At 59.4% G+C, this 15,885-nt stretch carries 16 protein-coding genes, 1 tRNA gene and 1 pseudogene; 10 read left to right on the forward strand and 8 right to left on the reverse strand.

From position 1 onward, the window contains the following. Positions 1-4 precede the first annotated feature (4 nt). From TUZN_RS07335 to TUZN_RS07355, 5 genes and pseudogenes are all read left to right on the forward strand, one after another. A complete protein-coding gene (locus TUZN_RS07335) occupies positions 5-424 on the forward strand; it encodes a Trm112 family protein (protein ID WP_013680325.1) in 420 nt (139 codons plus the stop codon). A gap of 74 nt (positions 425-498) precedes the next feature. Next, on the forward strand, positions 499-2,160 hold the full coding sequence (locus tag TUZN_RS07340) for a hypothetical protein (RefSeq protein WP_013680326.1): 1,662 nt from the start codon (positions 499-501) through the stop codon (positions 2,158-2,160). A gap of 64 nt (positions 2,161-2,224) precedes the next feature. After that, positions 2,225-3,637, forward strand: a complete 1,413-nt coding sequence (locus tag TUZN_RS07345; protein ID WP_148678711.1) for a phospholipase C — start codon at positions 2,225-2,227, stop codon at positions 3,635-3,637. Positions 3,638-3,743: 106 nt separating this feature from the next. Further along, positions 3,744-3,878: a hypothetical protein gene (locus TUZN_RS11545; protein ID WP_013680328.1), complete on the forward strand. Its 135-nt coding sequence runs from the start codon at positions 3,744-3,746 to the stop codon at positions 3,876-3,878. After that, positions 3,862-4,196: pseudogene (locus tag TUZN_RS07355) on the forward strand (nucleotidyltransferase domain-containing protein). The gene TUZN_RS11545 and the pseudogene TUZN_RS07355 overlap by 17 nt, the downstream one beginning before the upstream one ends. Before the next feature lie 161 nt (positions 4,197-4,357). Here TUZN_RS07355 and TUZN_RS07360 read toward each other — a convergent pair. The 5 genes from TUZN_RS07360 to TUZN_RS07375 form a co-directional block, all read right to left on the reverse strand. Then, positions 4,358-4,451 (reverse strand) — tRNA-Lys (locus tag TUZN_RS07360). A gap of 317 nt (positions 4,452-4,768) precedes the next feature. After that, entirely contained in the window at positions 4,769-4,906 is a 138-nt protein-coding gene (locus TUZN_RS11240; RefSeq protein WP_158305068.1) for a hypothetical protein, read from the reverse strand. A gap of 79 nt (positions 4,907-4,985) precedes the next feature. Further along, on the reverse strand, positions 4,986-5,351 hold the full coding sequence (locus TUZN_RS07365; RefSeq protein WP_237698205.1) for an aspartyl protease family protein: 366 nt from the start codon (positions 5,349-5,351) through the stop codon (positions 4,986-4,988). 46 nt (positions 5,352-5,397) lie between these two features. Continuing rightward, positions 5,398-7,365: a V-type ATPase 116kDa subunit family protein gene (locus TUZN_RS07370; RefSeq protein ID WP_013680332.1), complete on the reverse strand. Its 1,968-nt coding sequence runs from the start codon at positions 7,363-7,365 to the stop codon at positions 5,398-5,400. Positions 7,366-7,383: 18 nt separating this feature from the next. After that, entirely contained in the window at positions 7,384-7,845 is a 462-nt protein-coding gene (locus tag TUZN_RS07375) for a hypothetical protein (protein ID WP_013680333.1), read from the reverse strand. A 114-nt stretch (positions 7,846-7,959) separates the two neighbouring features. Here TUZN_RS07375 and TUZN_RS07380 point away from each other — a divergent pair, with 114 nt between their 5' ends. From TUZN_RS07380 to TUZN_RS07390, 3 genes are all read left to right on the forward strand, one after another. Beyond that, complete coding sequence (locus TUZN_RS07380) at positions 7,960-10,116, forward strand: nitric-oxide reductase large subunit (protein WP_013680334.1); 2,157 nt, start codon at positions 7,960-7,962, stop codon at positions 10,114-10,116. Between the two features lie 1,214 nt (positions 10,117-11,330). Then, a complete protein-coding gene (locus TUZN_RS07385; protein ID WP_013680335.1) occupies positions 11,331-12,446 on the forward strand; it encodes an MFS transporter in 1,116 nt (371 codons plus the stop codon). A gap of 125 nt (positions 12,447-12,571) precedes the next feature. Further along, positions 12,572-13,198: a mechanosensitive ion channel domain-containing protein gene (locus TUZN_RS07390; protein WP_052886167.1), complete on the forward strand. Its 627-nt coding sequence runs from the start codon at positions 12,572-12,574 to the stop codon at positions 13,196-13,198. Positions 13,199-13,235: 37 nt separating this feature from the next. On the opposite strand, the gene TUZN_RS11550 is transcribed toward TUZN_RS07390, so the two are convergent. Together TUZN_RS11550 and TUZN_RS07395 are read right to left on the reverse strand one after the other, a co-directional pair. After that, a complete protein-coding gene (locus TUZN_RS11550) occupies positions 13,236-13,367 on the reverse strand; it encodes a hypothetical protein (protein WP_272941280.1) in 132 nt (43 codons plus the stop codon). A gap of 530 nt (positions 13,368-13,897) precedes the next feature. Further along, positions 13,898-14,380, reverse strand: a complete 483-nt coding sequence (locus TUZN_RS07395; RefSeq protein ID WP_052886168.1) for a PaREP1 family protein — start codon at positions 14,378-14,380, stop codon at positions 13,898-13,900. Positions 14,381-14,821: 441 nt separating this feature from the next. Here TUZN_RS07395 and TUZN_RS07400 point away from each other — a divergent pair, with 441 nt between their 5' ends. Both TUZN_RS07400 and TUZN_RS11060 read left to right on the forward strand, forming a co-directional pair. Beyond that, positions 14,822-15,040 (forward strand): hypothetical protein, encoded by a 219-nt coding sequence (locus TUZN_RS07400; RefSeq protein ID WP_237698206.1) that lies wholly within the window; start codon positions 14,822-14,824, stop codon positions 15,038-15,040. Beyond that, positions 15,037-15,270 (forward strand): hypothetical protein, encoded by a 234-nt coding sequence (locus TUZN_RS11060; RefSeq protein WP_013680339.1) that lies wholly within the window; start codon positions 15,037-15,039, stop codon positions 15,268-15,270. Before TUZN_RS07400 ends, TUZN_RS11060 begins: the two co-directional genes overlap by 4 nt. 239 nt (positions 15,271-15,509) lie before the next feature. Here the strand turns inward: TUZN_RS11060 and TUZN_RS11355 are convergent, their stop codons facing one another. Next, a complete protein-coding gene (locus TUZN_RS11355) occupies positions 15,510-15,857 on the reverse strand; it encodes a hypothetical protein (protein ID WP_052886169.1) in 348 nt (115 codons plus the stop codon). Positions 15,858-15,885 lie beyond the last annotated feature (28 nt).

Here is a 15,885-nt window from a genome sequence, read left to right on the forward strand (position 1 = left end):
TGGCATGAAGTATAGGCTGATGGACGTTCTGGCGTGCCCCTATGACAAGACATTTCCCCTCCGCCTGATAGTGATCAAGAGGACGGAGCACCCCGAGAGGCAGTACACTTGGCCCAGGAAGCCCTTCTGCGAGGAGTACTGCTCCTACCGCGATCTGAAGATCAAGGAGCACCCCAAGCCGGACACGCTCCCCTGCGAGGAGTGCCACAGATGGGAGATCGAGACCGGCGTGATATACTGCCCGACTTGCGGCAGGTGGTACCCGATAATAGAGGAGATACCGCGCATGCTCCCCGACGAGTTGCGCAACGAGAAGGACGAGGTGGAGTTCTTGAAGTCCATAAAGGACGACTTGGAGAAGGTCGCCCCCGATCTCGCCAAGAAGATACTCTACGAGGGCAAGCCCTTCAAGCTCAAGCAGTAGCCGGCAGACCGCAGACGCCCATCTGTTAACCTCTAGGCGCCGAACCGTTAAATTTAGCAAGGGGACGATCCCCCATGGCAGGTAGGAGGGAGGTCTTCAAGTTATTGGGCGCGTTGGGCTTAGGACTAGCGGGGGGCCTCATAGCGGGCGGCCTGGCGCGCGGGCCTCCTCAGACCGTTGAGGCGTCGGGCGTTCCGCCCGCCTACTCAGTCGTGGTCCAGCCGCCGGGAGAGGCTAGACCTATGGTGGTCGCGGCCGATGGCGAGGTCGTTGTCGACTCGAGCGGCAGAATCGTCAGCGATTTAGGAGTATACCCGTCGGAAGGCGTCAACGAGTTGGGCGGGTATACCCAGACGGCCGGCATACAGGAGGCCGTGGCCTACCTGCTCAACACGGGAGGCGGCTTGGCTTTCATAAGGAGGGGCGACTACTACCCCAATAGGATAATACACATAGGAGTTATCAAGAGGGAGGTCCAAGTGATACTCGAGGGCGAGGGGCTCGCCACGAGGATACACCTATACGACAACAAGGGCAAGAGCCAGGCCTGGGCCTTCACTATAGGGACTCCCGGCGACTCGCCGACCGCCGACCAGGCTCCGCCCCCCGTCCTCCGCCGCCTGGCCTTCGTCAACGACATGAATAGGGGACCTCCCGTGGGTCCCATAGTGACTGGAGGGTACTACTCGGGAGGCGGCGCTGTCGGTAACGGCGTAATCCTCGAGGACATAACGGTGGTCGATCCGCCGACTTTAGCCGACGGCTCGGGGGCGCCTTCGCCCATAGGCTGGATCTGGTTCAACAACTCCTACGGGGTTAGAGTTAGGGGCTTCACGTACCTTGGAGCCAACCCCAACAGCAAGAGCTCGACGGTAATAGTCAGCGACGGCGTCACGTTCACCGAGATCGACGAGTCCTACTTCATAAGCACAGCCAGGGCAGGTGTCGCAATATCCTCTGGGACGGGCACGATACAGATAGCGAACACCCAGATACTGGGCTTCAACATTGGGATAAACTATGGCAACACAGACGGTAGGAGTAAACTAATGATTAGTAACACAGTGATAGGCACGGATAGGGGTGGCGTCGAGAGCTACGGCGCCCAGCTATTTGTCAACACGCCAATATATGTCGACTACGGGTTCGTGGACGCCCTAATATGCTGTAGCCGCCTAGGTGGCGTAATTAGCCTACTGGACTCCGTGGCCAGGATAACCGTAATGGACTCAGAGGTACACTCATTAACCATAAGGGTGGAGACTAGGAATAGGCCTCAGAGCGACTTACTGCTAACGATTGAGGGGAGCAGGATTTTTGGTTCGGGCAACGGCCCATTAATAAACATACCCAGCAAATCCGCAGAGGGCTCTGTAGTTAGAGTCAGGCTATTGGATAATGAAATAGATAAGAGGGCCTCATCCGGCGAGTGGGCGTTGATAACCATACCCAATAACGTGGTCTTCGAGGCTAGGGGCAATTACATAACCATGAACCAGGGCTTTGACACTATAATAGGCCTAAGCCAAGACCTAACCAACGGCTTCTACGAGCTCTCAGACAACATGGTCAACCCGTTGACCTCGCCGGCCTATCTAATCAATGGTGGGGTCTCGATAACGGCGCCGTTCTTCATAAGGCGCAACAAGTTCCTAGCCCAGGTGCAGCTGTACTCAAGGGCCTTAACTAATCAAAGCGGCCTCGTCGTTGAGGACAACTACAACCTAGCGGCCTAACGTTGTGAACAGGGCCTTAGCCCTGGCCGGGGTCGTAATACTGGTGGTCGCCTTAACCGCAGTGATGTTTATCGCGATGCCTAGGCCCATTAAGCATAGGTACATTAACTCAACCACGTCTACAGGGTTTAAGGTTAGCGGATTGACGGCAACGCCGATAAAGCACGTAGTCATAATAATTCTCGAGAACCACGCCTTTGACAACATTTACGGCCTTTACCCATTCGGCACCCCACCCATAATTAACAGCATTACGCTGTCCCTAATGAGGCCCGTTGGCCTTAACCTAAGCGTCGTTATTAACGGCGTTAAGCCATATTACGCAAACTCCGTTATCTTAAAGGACCCCTGGGAGGGATACGTAAACTACCACACTGACTGGGACTTGGGGGCTATGGACGGCTTCGTTAGGGGTTCAGGCCCACAGTCCATGGCATACCTATCCTACCAGCAGGTTCCCCTACTCTGGGACTACGCCGAGGAGTACGTGCTTGCCGACAACTTCTTCTCCCCGGATCTAGCAACAACCACACCCAATAGGATATCCTACCTGGTGGGCTTCCCCGTACCGGCCTTTGGCGCCAACAGCGACTGCGTCATAGACTTCCAGGAGACTATACTGTACCAATTGACCCAATATAACATATCCTGGGCCTACTTCGACTACGGCTATAGACCTGGGCAAGCTCTACCGCCGTATCCGCTATCCCTAATAAAGGGGGCCGGCAAGTATAGTAGCTACTACTTCAACACCTCGGTATTCCTACAAGACCTGAGGGATGGCGAACTACCCAGCGTCTCCTTCCTAATGTTCACCGGCGGCAATGGCCATGACGAACACTCGGCCCTAGACCTACACCCCCCATTCAACCTAACCCAGGGGCAGGTTAACTTGGCATACTTCGTAGACGCCATAGAGGAGAGCCCATATTGGAACAGCACGGTGATCTTCATCACGTTCGATGAAGGTGGTGGATTCTACGACCAAGTACCGCCCCCGATAATATACAACTATGGTATAGACCCAGCCTGTGAGGATGGTTACCTAAGTAGGCTCGGTTTAAGAAACTACAATGTGCTTGGAGAGAGGGTGCCACTACTCATAATATCACCCTACGCCAAGGAGGGCTGGGTGGATAACTACAGTATTTCAGGATACACGTTGCTGGCCTTTATCGACTATAACTGGCACCTACCCTACCTAACCCCGATAGTGGCCAACTCAAACCTAGCAGGCCTACTGGCTGCCTTCGACTTCAACCAACCCCCAAGGCCGCCCATAGTGATAACCCCAACGAATTGGACATACCCAATACCGCTACAGTACCCAATACACTACGGCTACACTGCGACCGTCAAGGGCAACTACACCGGCTATGAAATACTATACAGAATGGGTTTGATAAGTAGTAGTATATATAAATATATAATAGAATACAACAACACACGAACTAGTATCATTGGATCAAGTAATTAACTATGAGCTTGAGAGGCTACAAATTCTCGGGTATAGGATCAGGCATCTACTCGAATACGAGGAATTGGCCCGCGAACTAAGAAACTTTACGGCTGACAATAGGGATGTGCTCATAGCCCTCGAGGAGTCCTATATCGAGAGCGGATACGGCGAGTCGAGCTACGACGCCGGCGACGTCTTCGCCGCGTCGAGAGTCGTTAAGGATTTAATAAAGCTACTTAGCCGTGTCAAGCTGGGTTAGGAGCCACTTCGAGCATTTAAGGAGGTGGAGGGAGTACGCGAGAGCCGTAATGAGGGCCGCTAGGGATCTAGTGCCGGGCGCTAGGGTTTACGTAATCGGCGGCGTCGCCGAGGACAGAACCACCGTGCTTAGCGATATAGACATACTTATAATAATTCCAGGGAATACTGCTATTAATAAAAGTAAATTGTATAAGATATTCTAATGAGGTCCATGGACCGCTACGGGCTACCTTGGGATGCGCCGGTGGAGCTACACATAGCTTACGAAGACGAAGCTAAGGAATACCTAAAATCCAAAGCCGTTGAGGTTACGTGACTGCTGTAGGCGTGGCGAGGATTAGGCCGTGCTAGGCCGGCTCTATCGATTCAAAGACCCCTCCCCGCCTTTTGGGCTCCAGGACAATCGCCGCCGCGGGAGCAATAACCACTAGGGACGTGGGAGCCGCAACGCCAGCCCGTGATCGACAAAAGAGTTGCTGGCGGGCCCGGTGGGATTCGAACCCACGACCTACGGGTTAAGAGCTACGGCGGCGTTCACCTCCGCCGCTCTACCAGGCTGAGCTACGGGCCCCTTTACATATATTTCTAAAGGTTTTTAAGCTTTGCCCCGCCGTAACGCCCGGAGCGCACGGCTCCGCTTTGCGCCGATCGATAGCCCCCGGGCGGCCGTTCTAGGCCTCGCAACGCTAGAATGCTCGCTTCGACGGCCTTCCGGGGCTAGAGGCTACAATCAACACCTATATACGGCGTATATATTCGGGCAGACGATGGGCTGTGGGTTATCGTTCCGTGGGCGTGTGTAGCCTCCGTAGTAGACGTATAGTGCGTGCGGACGCGGTATATCTGAAGACGGCTGGGATATACATGACGGCGGGCCGATGCGTTCCGCTACCGTAGTCGCCGCCTATACATCTCCACCACTATCCCGGGCCCCAGCCGGCCAGACGCTACATCTATCGCCAAAGATAAAGCCAACGCGGCGGCCAGATCGGTGGCGGCCTTGACTAAGCTGGGCGGGCTAGCCATAGACGGACGTGTCTCAACAAAGCTCTGGGCCCGGCCAGTTGATATGCGTGGACGGCCTCGCCGGGGCTGGCCTGCGGGGCTAGACGTAGAGCATGTAGTATTCCGTCTTCTCGAGCTTGCCCGTGATCGGATCTACGCGGAGCCCCAGCGTCTCGAGGGTGTCCACGCCTATGACGGGGGTCGCCCCCTCGAACGCAACTACCCTCACGGGGCCCCGCCTCCCCTCTATCTCGGCTTCAGCCACGTACACCTTCGCGGCCACTCTCCTGCCGTCTCCTAGCCTCAGCTCGACCGTGAACGGCGTCTCTATGAGCTTCTCGGCCGCGTCGATGGGGAGCGCCGTGAAGGTGGCCCCCGTGTCTGCCAATATCTCGTCGTACTCCACCTCGCCCCTCCCCCCTAAACCTCGCCCTAGTGAATACATGACCCACGCCGAGACATGCACGCGGGATAAATACCTTGCCGCCTACGCCCGGAGGCCTTGTATATTGTCAAGCCCTCTCGGGCTCCTGCCGGCCTAGCTTGAAGGGCTCGAAGAGCCTTCCAGAGCCTCTGTAGAACTTCGAGAGGGTCTCGTAGTATATCAGCCTAAGCGACTGTATAGCCGTCAAGAAGCCCTCGAACCCGGCTATCAACAACTGCGCCAGCGCGTACAGCGCGATGCCTGCCGGCAGATCCAGCAGACTGAGCGCGGCTGAGGTGAATATGCCGTGGGCTATGTAGACTATGGCGAGCCGCGCGAAGCTGAGGACGTTGGCGGTCGCCGCTATGAAGGCCTCCATGGTCGAGAAGGCCAGCTCGCCCCCTATCTCGCGCAGGTAGACGGCGCCGTATTTCAAGGCAAGAGCCGCGATGCCCGAGGCGAGCCACGACGTGCCGGCCAGCATGACGCGGAGATCGGCGAGGGCGCCGCAGGCCTTGGCCGCGATATCTACGAAAGGCCTTCCGTAAAGCAACTGCGGCATGTTTATGTACCTCAGCAGAGATGCGCCGATCGATAGATAGATGACTGTCATAGGGGCGTGGAGGGCGGCGGCCGCGGGGGCGTCGCCAGACAGCGCAGACTGGGCCGTCTTGAGGACGAACGCCAGCGCCATGAGATAGTAGCCGAACATCATGGCAACCGCCATGCCCGTCATGTAGTCCAGCTCCTGCCTCGCGCCCCACAGCTTTAGGCCGAAGAAGTCGCCGTAGTAGAGCCCGAAGGCCATTGTTGCGGCCGACGTGGTCAGCCAGATAAAGCCCCAGTCCTTCCTGCCGACCCTCAACAAGACCAGCGCCAGTACGAGGAGCAGTAGGCCGTAGCCGACGTCGCCGAACATCCAGCCGTAGAAGAAGGGGAAGAGGAAGGCCACCAGCGGGAGCGGCGATATCTCGCCCGGGGCGGGGGGCCCGTACATGTAGAGTATCCTGGAGAACGCCTTTATCGGGTAGGGCCACCTCTCGCTCGTCGGCGTCCTTATCAGCTTGTAGGCGGCGCCTGTCCTGTAGGCGACGAGCCGCCGAGGCACGTAGACCCCTCCGAGGGCGCCCGCGAGTATCTCGTCCAGCTTGGCCGCGTCCCTCTCCCTTATATAGAAAGATACGGTGGCGGTCCCGGCGTGGTCCTCCCACCTCGCGTCGCCGAACGCCGAATAGGCCCGGTATACTTCGTACATCTCCGCCAGGGATCTCTTCAGCCTCCCCAGCGCCTCGTCCACGCTCGCGATGGTCTGCCTCAGCAACTCCCTCGCCGTATGTATATCCAATAGGTACTCCTGCGGCACCTCGACCCCTCCGTACCTCCCCGCGCCGCCCGCGACTATGGCCACCTTAAAGCCCCCGAGCTCGAACAGTTGGTGGGGCTCCGGTATGGGCTCGCGGGGCTCCAACACCACGCGGTAGCCCTTGGGCACTCTGAGGCGCGAGTAGCCGCCGCCCTCCAGCCACTCGAGGAAGGACACGAGGGCGCCGAGCCTCCTCAGCTCTTCCTCCTTGGCGGCCACCTCGGCGGCCATGGCCGCGAAGGACTTGCCGGTGTCCGGCCCCTCAGAGTACGCGGATTTCCCGTAGATATCCAGGACCTCCTTCGCGGCTCTGTATATGCCCGCGAGATCCTCGGCGGCAGTCCCCCTCTCGGCGAGACAGCTCAGTATCGCCCGCTTGGCGGCCTCCCTCCCCACGGCGTCGTCCAGCCTGTAGCCGGCCGTGCACGCCCTCAACGCGTCGAGGGCCTTCCTCAAGGCCTCGGACAACTTGTCGGCGCGGGGCGGCCTTGCCTCCGCCTCTAAGCCGACGCGATCTAAGAGCCGCCCGAGCGCCTCTACGTCCGCCGCGAGCGGCGGGACGGGCGGTTGCGAGAAGTAGGGCGGCCTGTCCTCGAATACCGCAATGCCGGCCAGGCCCAACCTAAATATCACGTCGAGGACTACGTCCGGAGGCGCCGCGAATCTGACGAACAGCAGACGCTCGAAGGGCACGTAGGTTACGGAGCCTGCCTAAATAAGCTCGACGACCTTCTTCAGGGTCTTGCGGAACAGCTTATACACGGCGACCTTCGACCGGGAGCTTGCGCGCGCTATTAACGATATGGAGCCGCCCGAGGCCATTGCCGAAAGCACCTCCCTCTGTTTCGACGTCAGGACGAGGGAGGCGGGCCTTAGCCGCTCCACCGAGATCACCTGCTGTCTGTGCTCCGCCAGTATCCTCCTGGCCGGGCGCGTGTCGGCGACGACGACCTTGATAACGCCGTTATGTATCGACGGCGCGCCGTAGACATAACTGCCGGAGATAAGCTTGTAGAATATACACTCGTCGCATTTCTTGGACACCGTGACGGGGCCTCTCGGGGTGAGGACCACGTGGCGCACGCGGTCGCCCTCTATTTTGAAGCCTAGGTGGGCCAAGGCGTCGCGCGGTAGCGCGTCGCAAGCCCTTAGGCGGACGCGCAAGAACTTCACGCTTATTTGTCGTTATCTTCAATTTAAAAATTGCTTCTCTAGACTTAAATTAGCTCCTCAACGGGTTAACTAGGTTAACCAGAAAGGATAACTTGCGCCGATCGCTTTACGGCCATGCCCAACGGCAAGAGCGTATGGCCCACGATAGTGTTGGCCGCGACGGTTCTCGTATATGCGGCCTACGCATTCATGGCCTACTACACGTTCACCCACATACCTCCCATACCCAGCGAGGTCGTGACGGCCAACGGGACGGTGCTCTTCACCGGCAGAGACGTGGTCCTCGGCAAGTACTACTTCCAGAAATACGGCTTGATGGACTACGGCTCGGTCTTGGGCATGGGCGGCTACTTCGGCGTGGACTTCACGTCGTATACGTTGAGGATGCTCGAGGACGCCGCCGCCCACAGCCTCGGCTTCGACGCGGTGCCTCAGAACAACGCCACGGCCATGGCCGCCATTAAGGCCGCGCTCCTCCCCGACCCAGACGGCGGCAAGATCGTGGTGAGCGACGTCTTCGCCAAGGGCTTCTACGACGCGGTGAACTACTACTCGCAGATGCTGGGCCCCGACTCCGCCGAGTATAGGCTTAAGCCCTATCTGATAACCAACAAGACGATAGTGAGGTATCTGACGGCGTACTTCACGTGGACGGCCCTAATAGCGCTGGAGAACTACACCAACGGCTTCCCCTACACCCCAGGCCTTCTGGCCCCCACCAACAACGTGCTCTACGCCTCGTGGGGCATGATAATCGCCATACTGCTCATAGTGATGCCCATGGCAGCCTACGTCTTCATCAAGTTCCTCGACTACTGGCGCGATCCCAGATCGCCCATACAGCTCCCGCCCCCCAACGAGGCCCAACGCCTCACCCTCTGGGGCTTCGCCCTCTTCGGGCTCGCCCTAGGCGTCCAGGGCCTCCTCGGCGGCTACACGATGCACCTCTACACAGACGCGTCCCTATACGGCGTCAACTTGTTGTCTATTCTTCCGTTTAATGTCTCCCGCGCCCTCCACTACAACTTGGCGATATTGTGGATAGCCTTGACGTGGCTCACGTTCTCCCTATTCGTGTTCCCGTACTTCGGCGTGAATGTGTCCAAGAGACAAGTCGCGGCCGTGCTCGCCCTAGGGACGGCGGTGGCCCTCGGCGATTTGTTCGGGATATGGCTCAGCTATCTGGGCTACATACCGGCTCCTTGGTGGTTCATAGTGGGGAGCCAGGGGAGAGACGTAATAGACCAGGGGACTCTCTGGCTGTTGCTCCTGACCGCCGTTTTGGGCTACTTCTCCTATCTCTGGTATAAGGCGTCCAAGACGGCGGCGGAGCCTCTGAGGCCCTTCGCCAAGATACTCTCTATAGCCATAGCGGGCGCGGCCGCCGGCACATTCGTGGGAGCTCTGCCCGTGGTAGCCCCGTGGCCGGACTTCCAAGTCGACGAGTACTTCAGATGGATGACTATACACGCCTACGTGGAGGGCTTCTGGCCGCCCATAGTGGTCACCGTGGTGGCCGTCCTCTTGTTCATAGCGGGGCTGGTGCCCCAGAGGCTGGCCCTAGCAGTCGTCGGCCTCGACGCGACGAGTGAAATAATAACCGGTATGATAGGGACAGCCCACCACTACTACTTCAACGGCCTCCCGACGTTCTGGATGTACGTCGGCGCCATAGTCAGCGTCCTCGAGGCGGTGCCTCTGGGCTTCATGATAATATACGCCATAGTCGTCTGGAGGAGGGGCGAGATTAGGACCGAGTTCCAGAAGACGCTGGTGACCTACGCGTTGGTGGCCGGGATCGGCGGCGGTATCGGCGTGGTGGTCTTCGGCGCGGCCTTCATCAACGCCCCCTTCCTCAACTACTTCCTACACGACGCTCAGAGCACGATGGCACACGCCCACGTGGCCTTCCCGCTGGCCTACGGGGTGCCGAGCATATTGATGTGGGTCGTCGCGTTTTACTTATCCGGCAAGTTCAGCGATAGGGATCTCAGGCTCATGAGGTGGGCCGCCGTGATTATCGGCGTAGGCTTCTACCTCCAGGTCCTGCTCACTTTGGAGCCTCTGGGCGTTCTGCAGATCCAGCAGGAGCTCGCCAAGGGGTACTGGTTCATAAAGACGCTATACACGCCGTCCGGCGCGCTGGGCTTCTGGCAAGAGCCGGTAGTGGTGAACGTTGTCTGGCTCAGAATGATAGGCGATCTCGTGGCGGCCGTCGGCTTCGCCGTGGTCATATTCGGGATGCTCGCGCGGCTTCTTAAGAGGCAGTGAGGCTATATGCTTCACCGAAACCCCGCCGATTTTTAACTCCCGCCGGCCTACCAGATACACCCTCACGTCGGCGAAGGCCTCCCTAGCCCTCTCGAAAACGGAGCCGTCGAGGGAGTCGTCCTCGCCGTCTGTCACTAAGGCCAGGACGTACTTCCTCGGGCCGAGGCGGCGGGCCTCCTCGACGGCCGACAAGACGGCTCTGCCTATGCTGGTCCCCCCGGACGGGACGACCCTCAGGAGGATATCCACGACGCCGCCCTCCGCCTCGGGCCTATGCACCTCCACGTCGAAGAGGCGCAGTAGGGAGCTGCGCGAGCTGCGCCAGAGTGCTATGGCCAACGCCGCCGCGACGGATATCCGCCTGACCCCCAGCCCCGGCGCTAGGTCGTACATGGAGCCCGACTTGTCGAGGAGTATATAGAGCGGCGGACGCCCCGCCGACACGTACTTCTTGGCAGAGAGCGTCGATGTGGCCAGCTTGAACGCGAAGAGCTCCCGGGACGACGCGTATAGGGCCTTCGTGACGTTGGTCGCCCGCCTCAGCGCCGATATAGACGACTGCTTGATCCCGTCGGGCACGCCCGGCCCCGGCGAGGCCCCCTCCTCGAGGTCCGCGGGGTCGAGCCTCGAGGCGAGCTCGGCCACGTCGGCCACCACGTCGGCCAGCTTGGCCCTGGCGGGATCCGCCGCTATTGAGATCGCCAGAGATGCCGGGTCCGCCGACCTCCCCGGGCCCAAAACCTCCCCGAGCCTCCTCAAAGAGGCGTACAGCTTGTGGACGTCGGCGGGATCGCCCATGAGCCTCCTCAAGCTCCTCAAGGCCTCCGTCCACTTAAGCCAGATCCCCCTTCCCCTCCAGAACCGGTCCCGCCCCGCCTCCAGCGAGTCGAGGAAGGCTTGGTAGGCTCTGAGGAGGCGGACGGCCGCCTCGCGCGACGCCTTCGGGTTCAGCCTACAGATGGGGCCCACCTCTCTGTAGTACTCAGAGCGTACGTAGGCCTTGACGAAGTAGGCCCAGGACTCGTTGGAGGGCCTGCCGCCGAATATGGGCCTCCTGTAGTGTAGATAGAAGGCGTCTATCGCCTCCTCCTCGCCCACGTACCTAGCCGACTGGAGGCGCCTCAGCACGTCTCTGGCCCTTATCCTCGCCAGCTGGTCGCCGTAGTCGACGTTCAGCAGGAGGCCCACATAAAAATACCCCCGTCAAAAATATAGTGCGGAGGGCCGTCTACCTGGTGATAGGGTTCGTCGTCATGTGCTTCAACTCGCTCTACCAATACACCTGGAACTTGTTGGGCCCCATGTTGGGGCGCCAGTTGGGTATAGGGGCGGTGCTGGTCGCCACGGGCTTCTCGATATACGTAGTGGCCTCCACGCTGGCTCAACCCGTTGGAGGGGGGTTGGCCGACGCGAGGGGCCCCAAGGCCGTGGGGATGGCCGCGGCCGTGCTGTCGGCGTTCGGCTTCATAGGAGCCGCGCTCGCGCCCGACTTGCCGACGCTCTACGCGGCGTGGGCTCTGGGCAGCATAGGCGAGGGGGTGCTGTACGGCATCGCCTTCAACCTAGCCGTCAAGTGGTATAGGGACAAGATGGGCCTAGCCACAGGCCTCGTCTCCCTAGGCTTCGGCCTCGGCTCCGCCGTGGCCAACCCGATGATAGCCCTCGCCGGGGATTTCAGAGAGGTCGCGTTGACGATCGGGGCCGTCGAGCTGGCGGCGTTGCCGGCCTTGATGTCCCTCGCCGAATATCCGCGCGGCCTGTCGGGCAAGACGCCGGCGCAGGCGGCCAGAGACGCCAGGTTTTGGCTACTCTACGCCTCATACGCCCTGGGGTCCGTGCCTCTGTTGACGCTCGCCTCGTCCCTCCACTTGTTGAGCTCCGGCGGACAGCTCGTGCTCCTGGCCTCCATATATCCTTTGATGGTCGGCGTAGCGCGGCCCATACTCGGCAAGGTAGCCGACGAGTGGGGAGTCCTCAACACCATATACGTAGGGCTCGGCGCGTCCATGCTCGGCGCCGCGCTGTTCGCGTTGGGCCTAGCCGCCGCGGGCACCGTACTGATAGGCCTCTTCGGCGGCTCGCTCATAGTGCTCTACCTCAACGCGGCGAGCAAGATCTTCGGGGCCAGATACGCCACAGCCAACAACGGAGTGCTGTACACGGGCAAGGCAGTCGGCGGAGTCCTCGGAAGCCTCGCGTTCAGCTACATCTACACGGCGGTTGGGGAAGGCGGCGCGATCGCCTTTGCGTTCGCCTCTGCGGCGGCAGCCACCCTGCTCCTAACGGCGCTGAGGCATTATAGCAATGAAGAGTTCAATAATTCATTATAGCTAGTGAAAATAAATTACTATTTAAATAAAATTATGCTGATGTACTGTACTAGATTTTTTCAATTTATTTATATATTATTCTTGTATAATTCCTGTCTTTTATTAGGATCCATGGCATCTGCTACATGAGCCAAGAAGGCCCGCTTCCGGCCTCCGAAGTGGCGAAGAGAACAGGCGCGGCCATAGCCAGAGTAGTCGTCTACATCGTGATCTACGTGGTCATATCGGCAGTCGTCCACTACCTTATGTCGAGCTTGTTGCCCCAATACAACATACAGGTCCAGAGCTACGAGGGCTACGTCCAGATACTGCTTGCGTTGCTCTTCGGCTACTACATAGTGTCGGGGGTGGCCGAGTTCTTCTACTGGAGCATGAGGGCCAAATACGACCACTCGGTCGCGGCGTCTGTGAGGAACGTCGTCAGGATCATAGGCATCGGCGCCATGCTCGCCGCTATAGCCGGCGCGGTGGGCGGCGGCGCGGCCGGAGTAGCGTTGGGCGGTTTCTTAGGAATCGTCATAGGCTTCGCGTCGCAACAGGTGCTAGGCCAGGCGGTGGCAGGCCTTTTCCTGCTCATAGCTAGGCCCTTCAAGATAAAGGACTCGGTGAACCTAGTCGGCGAAGACGGCGTAGTCGAGGACGTGAGCACCTTGTTCACTACAGTGATCAAGAGCGACGGGACCAAGGTGTTGATACCCAACAACGCGATAATAGGCAATAAGATATACCTAAAACCGAAACAACAACAGTAGCAACCGAAGGATCCCCCACACCATCCCTTTCCTTTTTCTAGACGTCGGCCGCCAGAGCGCCGTCAAGTTCCAGTTGCCTATGTAGAACAGCAACCCTCCCTCTCGGCGAGCGGCTTGACGCAGTACTGGCCGCCGGCGCCTTGGCGTAGCCCAGAGCAAACACAGCCACGCCGTGTTGTCTCGAAGTTGCCGGCCACGACCCTGGCGGGATCCACGTACCCGATACGGCCCAGCGCCGTTACCTAAATCCTCCAACAAGATCACGTAACTAGACACGTTGGGAAGCACGGCGAACCCTCTATCCATTCCGATTACGGCGTCGGGGCAGGCCTCCCTAGCCCGGCGGATCGCCTCGACAGTCCCGTGCCGTGTAGGGGGCACTCCCCGGCCACGTCAACGTCGCCAGGCATCACACTCTGGAAGCCAATCCCAACCACGCGCCCCACCTGGCACTTGATCGATCACTCGGGCGGCGAGGCGTTCACGACAGATTAACCCCATAACGGGTCTATGGCCACGAAGACGCTGGGGCTGACCGCGCAGTCGCCCAATTCATACCGGCATACCCGCCCGGCCCGATAAACGCGCCCGTCGCCGAAGCCCTAAACGCATACGGCCTGGTCATAATCGACCCAACTAACGTCGACCGCGGCACTATGGGGAGGGCGCCGCGGGAGGCTCGCCCTTAGAAGCTCCGCGTCAAGGCTGTTGGCCGGACGCCGCTCTTCTGATATAGGACACCACCTCCTCTATATCTCTCCTCACCATCTCCTCGCTGGCGTATCGAGACACCTCCGCGTCTCCGTCTAGGCCGTTGTACTGAAACTCGTGCAGGTTTAAGGCCAGCTCGACCATCAGCCGTAGCTCCCTATCGCCGATTACGGCCGCCACCTCCCGCATTCTAGACGTGGGCATCACGGCAATTATCCACTCCCCCCTCTCCACGACTTTAGTGGGTCCGAGCCTGCGCCTGCCCGGGAAAGCGGCGACTACCTTATCCCTCTGCGCCGCAGCTACGGCCGCCAAATAGGCCTTGACGGCTTGAAACGCCTTGCCGGCGGCGTTTCGAACGAGGCCGTTTTTTAGGAACTCCTCTGCGAGCTCCGCCTCGTACATGGCCTCCTTTAGGCGATCTCGCCGGTACTTCTCTAAATCTACCCAAGGCTTTGTGAGAGAAAGCACGTCAACAGCCGCGGGGAAAGATTTAAACCTTTCCCGCTCTCCGCCGCCTTCAATAGGCGTTGCGCCGCATAGTTGCCTCAACCCCCGGCGTTTCTCGACGCGCTGACCGTCTCAACCTCGTGGATAAACCCGCCCAAACCTGCACCACCCACTCCCCACCATCCTAACGTCCTCTCCGCAATTTTTGTTATGTGGAACCCCATCTACGCCTCTCGGCTACGCCTATGAGCTCCGCCGGCCTCGCTACGGCCGACTTCGCCGGCCTCTCCTGTCCGCAACCCCACGTAGACTCTGAGAAGCCGCATCGAGAGACTCCCAGAAACGGCGTAGCCTCTCACTCTCGGCTTCAGCCGCCGCGTCGGCGTTGGACGGCGTGCCGGACTTCTAGGCCCTATCGCTCCCTCAACGCAGAAATTTTTAAATTATAGGTGGGGTTTGGCCGTGGGCAAAACGGCGGCTGTTAGCATCCCGCCTTGGATTGACGAGGAGGAGTTTAGAAGAGTTGTAGAGGAGGTCGTTAAGAGGCTGGGGGGGGGGGGAGTCCCGGTACAGGAGCTCAGGAAGAGGCTCGGCATAAGGCCTGAGGACTTGGTCGAGGATCTGGAGGCAGTTGACGTGGAGGCCCTCGAGGCGCGGGAAAGGGAGAGGCTACCGCCGTGATATTGGACACAAGCGCCGTAATTGAGAGAGTGAGGGCCCGCAGACCGGTTACGGAGGACATAACGGCCGTCACGCTGGTGGAATACCCCAAGATCGTTTATTATAAACACTTCTCGGGGGGCGTGATCTTCCCCATCTACGAGGACTACATGGTGGCGCACAGACTACAGCTGGCGCTAATCGGCTTGGGCAGGCGTTTTCCGACCTGCTGGTGGCGGCCGTGTCGATAAACCGCGGCGAAGAGCTGGCGACGAGAGATAGAGACTTCGACGTGATAGCGGAGGCCGCCGGAGCTCTCGGACTACGGCTGAAGGTAACAACGCCGTGACGCCGCCTATATCCAAAGACGCCGTGCAAACGGCAACCTGCCGAGGCGTAGGCGTCGCCTAGGCCAGTCGCTGCGGCGTTTCCACGGCTGGGCACCCGGGCTCTGCCCCGCGATGCCCCTCCAGACCGTTCGCCGACCTCCCTAGGAGGCTTTATAGGCCTCAGCCCCCCGCGCCTCTCCGTAGATCTCGCCGCAGTTGACTTCCCTCAATCTGGCGGAGTAGCGAAACACCGGAGTTGCTACCAGTCTATACTCCCACTTGTATAAGACCAGAGGCCACTTTAGGAGATGCGCCGGATCTATCGGAGGCACGTATAGATGCGGGCAGTCGCCTCTGTGCCTCAGCTCAAACAGCCCAACCCTCTTCGCAAACTCCACAGCCTTCTTGAACCTCTCCCTAACCCACTTGACGGGGACCACAGGTATGTGCGGGGCATACGGCGGCCCCCTCACGTCGTAGATCAAGCCGTTGTAGGGCTCTCTCACCACTACCCTACCCCCTCTCTGACGGCGAGGT

The sequence above is a fragment of the Thermoproteus uzoniensis 768-20 genome, assembly GCF_000193375.1.
In the GTDB taxonomy this organism is placed as follows: Archaea; Thermoproteota; Thermoprotei; order Thermoproteales; family Thermoproteaceae; genus Thermoproteus; species Thermoproteus uzoniensis_A.